This window comes from Pseudomonas saxonica, from assembly GCF_007858365.1.
Taxonomy (GTDB): domain Bacteria; phylum Pseudomonadota; class Gammaproteobacteria; order Pseudomonadales; family Pseudomonadaceae; genus Aquipseudomonas; species Aquipseudomonas saxonica.
In genome coordinates this window covers 177834-186800 of record NZ_VFIO01000001.1, presented here as the reverse complement: position 1 = coordinate 186800, position 8967 = coordinate 177834, and the positions used below count along the sequence as shown (strand labels likewise).

Here is an 8967-nt window from a genome sequence, read left to right as displayed (position 1 = left end):
CACCGGGCCTGTGAGCGGCTCAAGATTGCAGCTCGGCGGTGCTTACGCGCTATGCTTGGAGTAATTCAACCCTCAAGGAATACCCTTTCATGGCTGGCAGTAGTTTGCTGATGTTGCTCGACGATATCGCCGCCGTTCTCGATGACGTCGCACTGATGACCAAAATGGCCGCCAAAAAGACCGCTGGGGTGCTCGGTGATGACCTTGCACTCAATGCGCAGCAGGTTTCTGGAGTACGGGCTGATCGCGAGCTGCCGGTGGTGTGGGCAGTGGCCAAAGGCTCGTTTCGCAACAAGCTGATTCTGGTGCCTGCGGCGTTGGCGATCAGTGCCTTCATTCCGTGGGCAGTGACGCCGTTGCTGATGGTGGGCGGTGCGTATCTGTGTTTCGAAGGGTTTGAAAAGCTGGCGCACAAGTTTCTGCACAGTCAGGACGACACTCAAGCGAAGCGCAAAGCCAGACAGGAAGCTCTGGCCAATGCCGAGGTCGATGTGGTGGCGTTTGAGAAAGATAAAATCAAGGGCGCCATTCGCACTGACTTTATCCTCTCGGCTGAAATCATTGCTATCACGCTGGGCACCGTGGCGGATTCACCACTGATTCAACAAGTGGTGGTGATGTCAGGCATTGCGATTGTCATGACCATCGGTGTGTACGGTGTGGTGGCCGGTATCGTGCGGCTGGATGATGGCGGCCTCTACTTGACCCATAAAACCGGTGAGGGCGCCTGGGCGCGCTTCCAGCGCAGTTTCGGTCGCGTCGTGTTAAGCGCGGCGCCGTACATGATGAAGAGCCTGACCATCATCGGGACGGCGGCCATGTTCATGGTCGGCGGGGGCATTCTGACCCATGGTGTGCCGGTGCTGCACCACGGGGTCGAAACCATTGCCGCCAGCGTAGCCCCCTATGTCGGCCCGTTGTCGGTGATTGTGCCGACACTGGTCAACGCCGTGGCTGGCATTATTGCCGGTGCCGTGGTGCTGGCAGTGGTCACCGGCGTCAGCAAGCTCTGGCGCGCCGTCAAAGGTTAAGCCAGTGAGGCCGGGTGTGGGTTGGTGCTGTTTTGCAACAGGCGATAACCCAACACAGCAAACAGCAACATGCCCAGACCTGCGGCCAGCGATACGCTGAAACCGGCTCGGGCACCGTAGGCGTCAATCACCCAGCCGCCAGCGACGGCGCCCAGCGCCACACCGATACCCAGCCCGGTAATCATCCAGGTCAGGCCTTCGGTCAATTTGGCGGGCGGGACGATATTTTCCACCAGCCCCATCGCGGTAATCAGGGTGGGGGCGAAGAACAGACCTGCGACGAACATGGCCGCTGCCAGCGTGGCGATGCTGCTGACCCACATCAGTGGCACCACGGTGAGCGCGGTGGCCGCGGCGCCGAACAGGAACAGTTTGGGCAACGGTATCTTGAGTTTCAGTGTGCCAAACACTAGCCCGGCGATGCACGAACCCAGCGCGTACACCGACAGCACGATGCTGGCGGCCGCCGGTTGGCCTTGATGCTGGGCAAAGGCCACGCTGACCACGTCAACGGTGCCGACAATGGTGCCCAGCCCGAGCAGGGCCATCATCAAAATCACCACTGCGCCCTGGCGCAATACGGTGCCGCTGTGCTCGTCACTGCGCGGGTGTACGGGGGGTTCGGTTTTCCGTTGCATGACAAACAGGGTCACACCGACGGCCAGCAAGATGGCTGCCAGTAGTGGCCCTGCTTCGGGAAACAGGCCCACGCTCAGGCCCACGGAAATCGGCGGGCCGACGATAAAACACACTTCATCGAGTACCGACTCGAACGAGAAGGCCGTGTGCAATTTGGGCGAGCCGCGATACAGCTCGCTCCAGCGTGCGCGGACCATTGCTGGCATGCTGGGGATGCATCCGGACAGTGCCGCAAAGACAAACAACGTCCAGTTGGGTGCGCCCAGATGACTGCACAACAGCAGGCCCAGCAGCGCGCATACACCAATCGCGGCCACGCCGGGCAATACGCGGCGTTGCCCGTAACGGTCTACCCATCGAGAAATCTGCGGTGCCAGCAAGGCCATGGCCAGCGCGAAGGTTGCGGCCACTGCGCCCGCCAGCCAATACGAGCCGTGCAGTTGCGCAAGCAAGGTGATGATGCCGATGCCGGTCATGGAAATCGGCATACGAGCAATCAGGCCCGCAGCACAAAAGGCCTTGGTTCCGGGGGCGCTGAAAATCTCGCGATAAGGGTTCGCCATACAGGCTCCGCAGCATTGGGAATGCGCGCGAGTGTAAAGGCTCTGTGCGGGAAGTGGGAAGATTGTGTGGTAGCGCTGAGACGCAGCTTCCTTGCGCGTCCGCAGTCACCGACAAGGATCAGAAGTGATACTTGACCAGCAGGCTTGTGGTGTTCTGATTGGTTTTGAACGAGCTGCTGTCTTCAATCCCGTATTTGTTTTTCCAGTAGTCGTATTCAACGCCGACGTACAACTGCTTGGCGCCCCAGCTCAATGCCTTGCCCAAGTCATATTTGATCTGTGGGTTGAAGTGCAGGTTGGCGTGGTACGTGCCGCGCGAGTTCTGGTCGTTATCCACGACCCAATCCATGTAGCCGTCGATGACCACATCGGATTTGCCCGCGGGAATGGTATAGGACCACACAGGGGTGATCTGCCATACGCCACGTCCGGCGCGGCTGCCTTCCGGGAAGCGCTGGTAGAAGTTCAACTGGAAGTAATCGAAACCTGGCACGTTCAAGTCGAAGCCCGGGCCGATCAGGTAAGCGTCGGAGTCACCCTCACCGAACTCGTAGGTCAAGGCCAACAGCACGTCTTTGATCGGGCCAAATTCAAGTTTCTGATCGAAGATTTTGCCGAACGACAGTCGAGGTGTGAACTCGCCATAGTAGGTGTTAGGGCCGACGTTGCCGTCTTCCTTGCCGTTATAGAAAATACGGTCGAGGAAGAAGAAGTTATCACCGTATTTCCAGCTGTCAGCGTGCTCGAAGGTCAGGGTTTGCTGAATCTTCGGGTTGACCTGAAAGTCCTTGCCATACAAATAAGTCAGGCTGTTGGTTTGCCACTGAAACAGGTCTTCGGCGACTGCCGTGGTCCCGCCCATCAAGCTCCCCGCAAGCATCAGGCCGGTAAGTGTGCGCTTCATTCGGTTGCTCCAAACGTTAAGGTTGCTGCCGTTGGGTGAACCTGCGCTCTGAATTGGCGCCTTGGTTCCGGCTTTTATAATCAGTATTAAAAGTTGCCTGAAAGGTCAGGTTCAATGCTTAGAGCAAAGACTGGGCCATAACGAATTCCGGCCAACATTTATCGCTCGACTGTCACGTGGCAGTTGAGTGAATAAGGTGGAGAAAAGGTGTTAAACACGTTGTTTAGACGTATTAAGTTGGCTTTGAAGTCAGCTTTAAACAGCGCTCGCCTTTGAGAGGGCGCGCAGAATACTGGCTCTGGGCTTTACACTCAAGTGCCCTGTTATTGCGCAATGAATCAAGTTGAGCGCGATCGCAGGGCAGGGCAGGTGTTTAAACTAAAAGTGGACTTTGATAAGAGCGCTGGCAGTGTTCTGGTTAGTGTCCAGACGGCTGCTGCTTTCGATGCCGTATTTATCCTTCCAGTAGCTGTATTCAATGCCGACATACAGTTGTTTTTCGCCCAGATTCAGCGCGCGACCCAAGTCATATTTGATTTGTGGGTTGATGTGCAGGTTTGAGTGGTACGTACCGCGCGAGTTTTGATCGTTGTCGACCACCCAGTCGATATAACCATCGATCAACAGGTTGGAGCGGCCCAGGGGAATGCTGTATGAGAACGATGGCGTGATTTGCCAGGTGCCCGTGCCAGGGCGTGGCCCCTCGGTATGGCGGCGATAAAAGTTCAGGGTGAAGTAATTGAACCCCGGCACGGCGAGGTCGAACCCCGGGCCGATCAGATAGGCTTCACTGTCACCTTCGCCGTACTCATAGGTCATGGCCAGCAACACATCCTTGATGGGGCCAAATTCCAGTTTCTGATCGAAAATCTTGCCGAACGACAGGCGCGGGCTGTACTCGCCGTAGTAGGTGTGCGGGCCTTTGTTGCGGTCTGGCTTGCCGTTGTAGAAGATGCGGTCGACAAACAGAAAGTTGTCGCCGTATTTCCATTTGTCGGCATGCTCGAAGGTGACAGTTTGTTGTATCGAAGGGTTGATGGCGAAGTTCTTGCCGTAGAGGTAAGTCAGGCTGTTGGTCTGCCATGAAAACAGATCACCGGCCATGGCCTGACTGGCAGCCAAAACCCCACCCGCGAGCGTGACGCCCCAGTGTTTGCAGTGCATGGGTAACTCCCTTTTTATTGTTTTTTACTGCAAAAGCGCCCTCACCCTAGCCCTCTCCCGGAGGGAGAGGGGACTAAAAGCAAAAGCGGATTTTCAAAAAAACCCCGATCTGCCCCTCTCTCTGAGGGAGAGGGGACTAAAGGCAAAAGCGGATCTTCAATACCCTCCCCAATCTGCCCCCTCTCCCTTTGGGAGAGGGCTGGGGTGAGGGTCAAGGGTTAGTGCTGATGCACATGCCCGCTCATGGCGGCACGGCCGGCGCCGCCCATGACGTTGAACATCAGGTTCAGACACACCGCACTAACGGCGGCCATGGCAATTCCGCTGTGGGTGATTGGCCCCATCCACATCGGCAGATGCGCGAAGAACTCCGGGCGTACCACAGGGATCAAGCCCATGCCGATACTGACCGCCACCAATAACTGATTGCGACGGTCGGCAATGTCCGCTTCCTGGAGAATTTTGATCCCCGTGGCGGCCACCATGCCGAACATCGCGATGGCCGCGCCGCCCAACACTGCAGGCGGAATCGATGCCACCAGAAACGCAGCCTTGGGCAGCAGGCTCAAGGTAATCAGAAATACCCCGGCCATGATGGTCACCGAGCGACAGCGCACCCCCGTCATTTGCACCAGACCGATGTTCTGCGCGAAGGAGGAGTGCGTGAAGGTATTGAAAAAGCCCGCCAGGAACGACGCGCCGGCATCACACAGCAGCCCACGACGCAACATGCGCGGGGTGACTTCCTGCCCGGTGATTTTGCCCAGCGCCAGAAACATCCCGGTGGATTCGACAAAAATGATCACCACCACCAGACACATGGACAAGATCGGCGCCAAGTGAAACTCCGGCATGCCGAAGTGTAATGGCGTCACCACTTGAAACCACGGCGCCAGGCCGATGCCGTTCAGGTCGACCATGCCCAGAGCGCCCGACAACAGGTAGCCCAGAGCCATGCCGATCAGCACCGAAATGTTGACCCAGAAGCCTCGCATAAAGCGGTTGATCAACAAGATGGTGCCTAGCACCAGCGCTGCAATAAACAAGTAGATCGGCGAACCGAACTGTGCGGCTGCGCTGCCGCCGCCTGCCCAGTTCACGGCGACCGGAAACAGCGACAAACCGATAGACGTGATGACGGTGCCCGTCACCAGTGGCGGAAAGAAGCGCACCACTTTGGACATGAACGGCGCAATGATCATGCCGAAAAAACCCGCCGCAATGGTGGCACCAAAAATGCCGGTCATGCCTATGCCCGGCATGCCAGCCATTGCCACCATACTGCCCACCGCGGCAAAGCTGGCGCCCATCATCACGGGCATGCGAATGCCCATCGGGCCAATGCCCAGCGACTGCACGATGGTTGCAATCCCCGCCACCAGCAGGTCAGCGTTGATCAGGAAGGCAATCTCCTCACGACTCAGACCGGCGGCCTGTCCGATGATTAACGGCACCGCAACGGCGCCCCCGTACATCAACAACACATGCTGCAAACCGACCAGAATCAATTGCAACAACGGCAACCGCTGAATGGGCGGCGGGGCGGTCACGGCGGGTATGCGCGGTTCGGTTAACTCGGACATGCAACACCTCGGTCTTTTTTATTGTTGTGAGCTAGTGGTGTGTAAATGCGGGCGCCATTAACGGCGCCCGCAGTCTGTAGGTCAGTTGGTTTGAGCTCCTGCATTGATCCAGGCGCCGACAAGTTCACGCTCTTGCTGGGTCATCTGAGTGATGTTGCCCAGCGGCATGATCGGACTGGTGACGGCTTGGGCCTGAATACGGGCAGCCATCACTTTGATTTGTTGCGCGGTGTCGAACATCACACCTGCCGGGGCCGCACTGAACAGCGGGCTGGTGGGCGTGGCGGAATGGCAGACCGTGCAGCGCTCCTGGATCACTGCATGGACTTTTTCGAAATCAACGCTGGCGACCGGTGCTGCGGGCGCCGCGGGGGCTGCAGGTGCCGGCGGCGCATCGGCCGCTTTGACCCCGCCTACGGCTGTTTCAGGCAGCGGTTGATACTTGATCACCTTGGCGGTTTCGGGGCCGGTAGCCGGTGGTTTAGGGCCGGTGACATAGGCCAGACAGACCATGCTCAACGCGGCGACCGGCAGGGTCCAGGCATATTTATGGCTGTTGTGGCGGGTGTTGAAGTAGTGGCGTACCAGCACGGCCAGCACCGCGATCCCGGCCAGAATCAGCCAGTTGTATTGGCTGCCATAGGTGCTCGGGAAATGGTTGCTGATCATGATGAACAGCACCGGCAAGGTGAAATAGTTGTTGTGGCGTGAACGCAACAGGCCTTTGGCCGGCAACGCCGGGTCGGGTGAGCGGCCTTCTTTGATCGCGGCCACCAGTGCGCGCTGGGCGGGCATGATGATGCGGAATACGTTGCCGACCATGATGGTGCCGATGATGGCCCCGACATGCAGGTAGGCACCCCGTCCGCTGAACACTTTGCTCAGGCCGAACGCCGCTGCAACCAGCAATACAAACAGGATAAAACCGAGCAACGCCGGGCGTTTGCCCAGGGCGGAGTCGCACAGAAAATCGTAGATGAACCAGCCGGCAATCAATGAGCCGATACCGATGGCCACCGCTTCAGGGCCGCTCAGGCTACTGCCGGGAGCGATCAGGTACAGCGCGGGGTTGAAGTAGAACACCAGGCACAGCAGGGCAATCCCTGACATCCAGGTGAAATAGGCTTCCCATTTAAACCAGTGGAGGTTTTCCGGCATGGTCGGTGGTGCGAGCTTGTATTTCTCGAGGTGATAAATACCACCGCCGTGAATCGCCCATAAATCGCCCGCCAGGCCGTCTTTGGGGTGCGCCCGATTGAGGTTGTTCTCAAGCCAGACAAAGTAAAACGACGCGCCGATCCAGGCCACACCGGTAATCATATGAATCCAGCGTACGCTCAGATTCAGCCATTCCATTAGATGTGCTTCCACAGTCTTTACCTCTTGCCCGTCGTTCTTTTTTGAACGTTGAGGCCTTCTCTTATTGGTGGGGGGCGAGGATCAATTGCTCATCCTCTTTAAAGAAATGCTCATCGCAGTTATTGCCGCTGCCACTGCGATCAACCACCAGGAAGTCATCCCGCTTTTCGATCGTCAGCACCGGGTGGTGCCAGACGCCGCGATGGTAATTAATGCCCTGCCTGCCATTACTGACAAAAGCGCGGACCAGGCCTGATACAGGTTCATCGCCAACTGGCGCGACCACGATCAGAAAGGGGTTGCCGAGCAGCGGAATAAACGCCTGGCTGCCCAGCGGATGGCGCTCCAGCATACGCACGGTCAAGGGCATGTCCTGCGCGTCGGCGCGGAAGATGCTGATGATGGCTTTGTCTTCTGGCGTAGCCGTTTCGACCTCGGCCAGACGATGAAAGCGCATGGTCGAACCGTTATTGATCATGAAGTGATCGCTGCTATCGGTTTCAATCACATCACCGAAGGGCGCGAAGGCTTCTTTGGTCAAGGGTTCAATCGTCAATGTGCGCATGGTGGTCTTCTTTTTCTAATGACTGTCAGGTGTTCGTTTTGCTTTTGTATCCGCTGCCGCAGGTGGCGAAGCGACCCTGCTGTTCAAGGCCCTTCGGACCTTATTGCAGCCTGCGGCAGCGACTACACTTGCGGCGTTATTTAGCGACTTTGCCCAGAATGCGCAGGCGGCTTACACCACCGTCCGGGAACAGGTTCAGACGAACGTGGGTGATCGGGCCAAGGGCTTTGATCTGTTCGCTGAAACTATGCTCGGCGTGCATGTCCATTTTTTGGCTGGGCAGCAGTTCACGCCAGAACAGGCTCTGGGTTTCGATCTGGCTGTCGGTTCCGCCTTTGACGAAAGCGCCCTGAATCGAGCAGGAGTCCGGGTAGTTGCCCTTGAAGTGCAGGGTGTCGATGACGATTTGCTCGATCACGCCAGCATGGCCCAGCGCAACGATGACCCAGTCGTTACCCGGTGTGCGGCGACGTGCGGTTTCCCAGCCGTCACCCATGTTGATGCCACGGCCCGGGTTGAGGATGTTGCTCATGCGCCCGAAGTGTTCGTCGGAACAGGCGAGTGCGCGGCCACCGTTCAGGGCTGACGCCAGGTCAACCTGTTCGTTGTCGCCCACGGCGGACCAGTCACGGAACGGCACACCATAGACACGCAGGCGGGCTACGCCGCCGTCCGGGTAGATGTTGAAACGCAAGTGGCTGAACGCCTGATCGTTGTTGATTTCGTGGTAGTGATGGCTGTTGCCTTGCAGTTCGACGGCCGACAGCACTTCAACCCACTGAGTATTGGCGTCAGGTTCGCCCGACGCCAGGAAGCAGGCTTCAAGCGAGGCAGACGGCGGGAAGTTGCCGGTGAAGAATGAAGTGTCGATGTCCACGCCTTTGATCGAGCCTGGAACGCCGAGGCGGATGACGGCACTGTCATAGCCTTCAAAGCGTTTGCGGCGCGACTCCCAGCCGTCCATCCACTTGCCGTTGTCATCGAAAACGCCCTCCTTCCACACGGCCGGGGTCGGCTGGAACAGGCGGTTGGCGTCGGCGAACCAATCATCGGTCACGGAGATGATTTTGGTGCCCAGGCGGGCATCGGCCAAGTTGACGAACTTCTCGAACGGTACGGCGTAAGCTTTCATTCTTCTGGTCTGCCTTTAAAAAAGTGG

8 protein-coding genes are annotated in these 8967 nt (G+C 57.9%); 1 reads left to right on the top strand and 7 read right to left on the bottom strand.

Annotated features, from left to right (window positions below; all coding sequences use genetic code 11):
- Positions 1–89: 89 nt before the first annotated feature.
- Positions 90–1031 (top strand): DUF808 domain-containing protein, encoded by a 942-nt coding sequence (locus FJD38_RS01030; RefSeq protein WP_122782976.1) that lies wholly within the window; start codon positions 90–92, stop codon positions 1029–1031.
- Here FJD38_RS01030 and FJD38_RS01025 read toward each other — a convergent pair.
- From FJD38_RS01025 to alc, 7 genes are all read right to left on the bottom strand, one after another.
- Positions 1028–2233, bottom strand: a complete 1206-nt coding sequence (locus tag FJD38_RS01025) for an MFS transporter (RefSeq protein WP_146383686.1) — start codon at positions 2231–2233, stop codon at positions 1028–1030. The genes FJD38_RS01030 and FJD38_RS01025 overlap by 4 nt on opposite strands.
- Before the next feature lie 118 nt (positions 2234–2351).
- On the bottom strand, positions 2352–3137 hold the full coding sequence (locus tag FJD38_RS01020; protein ID WP_122782974.1) for an outer membrane protein OmpK: 786 nt from the start codon (positions 3135–3137) through the stop codon (positions 2352–2354).
- A 378-nt stretch (positions 3138–3515) separates the two neighbouring features.
- Positions 3516–4301, bottom strand: coding sequence for an outer membrane protein OmpK (locus FJD38_RS01015; RefSeq protein ID WP_146383685.1), 786 nt, complete (start codon positions 4299–4301; stop codon positions 3516–3518).
- Positions 4302–4519: 218 nt separating this feature from the next.
- On the bottom strand, positions 4520–5884 hold the full coding sequence (locus tag FJD38_RS01010; protein ID WP_122782972.1) for a nucleobase:cation symporter-2 family protein: 1365 nt from the start codon (positions 5882–5884) through the stop codon (positions 4520–4522).
- 81 nt (positions 5885–5965) lie between these two features.
- Positions 5966–7255 carry a urate hydroxylase PuuD gene (locus tag FJD38_RS01005; protein ID WP_146383684.1) on the bottom strand — a complete coding sequence of 430 codons (1290 nt, stop codon included), beginning with the start codon at positions 7253–7255 and terminating at the stop codon, positions 5966–5968.
- A 49-nt stretch (positions 7256–7304) separates the two neighbouring features.
- On the bottom strand, positions 7305–7808 hold the full coding sequence (locus FJD38_RS01000; protein WP_146383683.1) for an ureidoglycolate lyase: 504 nt from the start codon (positions 7806–7808) through the stop codon (positions 7305–7307).
- A gap of 136 nt (positions 7809–7944) precedes the next feature.
- On the bottom strand, positions 7945–8940 hold the full coding sequence (gene alc, locus FJD38_RS00995) for an allantoicase (protein WP_122782969.1): 996 nt from the start codon (positions 8938–8940) through the stop codon (positions 7945–7947).
- Positions 8941–8967: the final 27 nt, after the last annotated feature.

Excerpts from the sequence above, each read along its gene's own strand:
- FJD38_RS01020 (WP_122782974.1), bottom strand. The coding sequence starts at position 3,137 with ATGAAGCGCACACTTACCGGCCTGATGCTTGCGGGGAGCTTGATGGGC.
- FJD38_RS01025 (WP_146383686.1), bottom strand. The coding sequence starts at position 2,233 with ATGGCGAACCCTTATCGCGAGATTTTCAGCGCCCCCGGAACCAAGGCC.
- alc (WP_122782969.1), bottom strand. The coding sequence starts at position 8,940 with ATGAAAGCTTACGCCGTACCGTTCGAGAAGTTCGTCAACTTGGCCGAT.
- FJD38_RS01000 (WP_146383683.1), bottom strand. The coding sequence starts at position 7,808 with ATGCGCACATTGACGATTGAACCCTTGACCAAAGAAGCCTTCGCGCCC.
- FJD38_RS01030 (WP_122782976.1), top strand. The coding sequence starts at position 90 with ATGGCTGGCAGTAGTTTGCTGATGTTGCTCGACGATATCGCCGCCGTT.
- FJD38_RS01010 (WP_122782972.1), bottom strand. The coding sequence starts at position 5,884 with ATGTCCGAGTTAACCGAACCGCGCATACCCGCCGTGACCGCCCCGCCG.
- FJD38_RS01015 (WP_146383685.1), bottom strand. The coding sequence starts at position 4,301 with ATGCACTGCAAACACTGGGGCGTCACGCTCGCGGGTGGGGTTTTGGCT.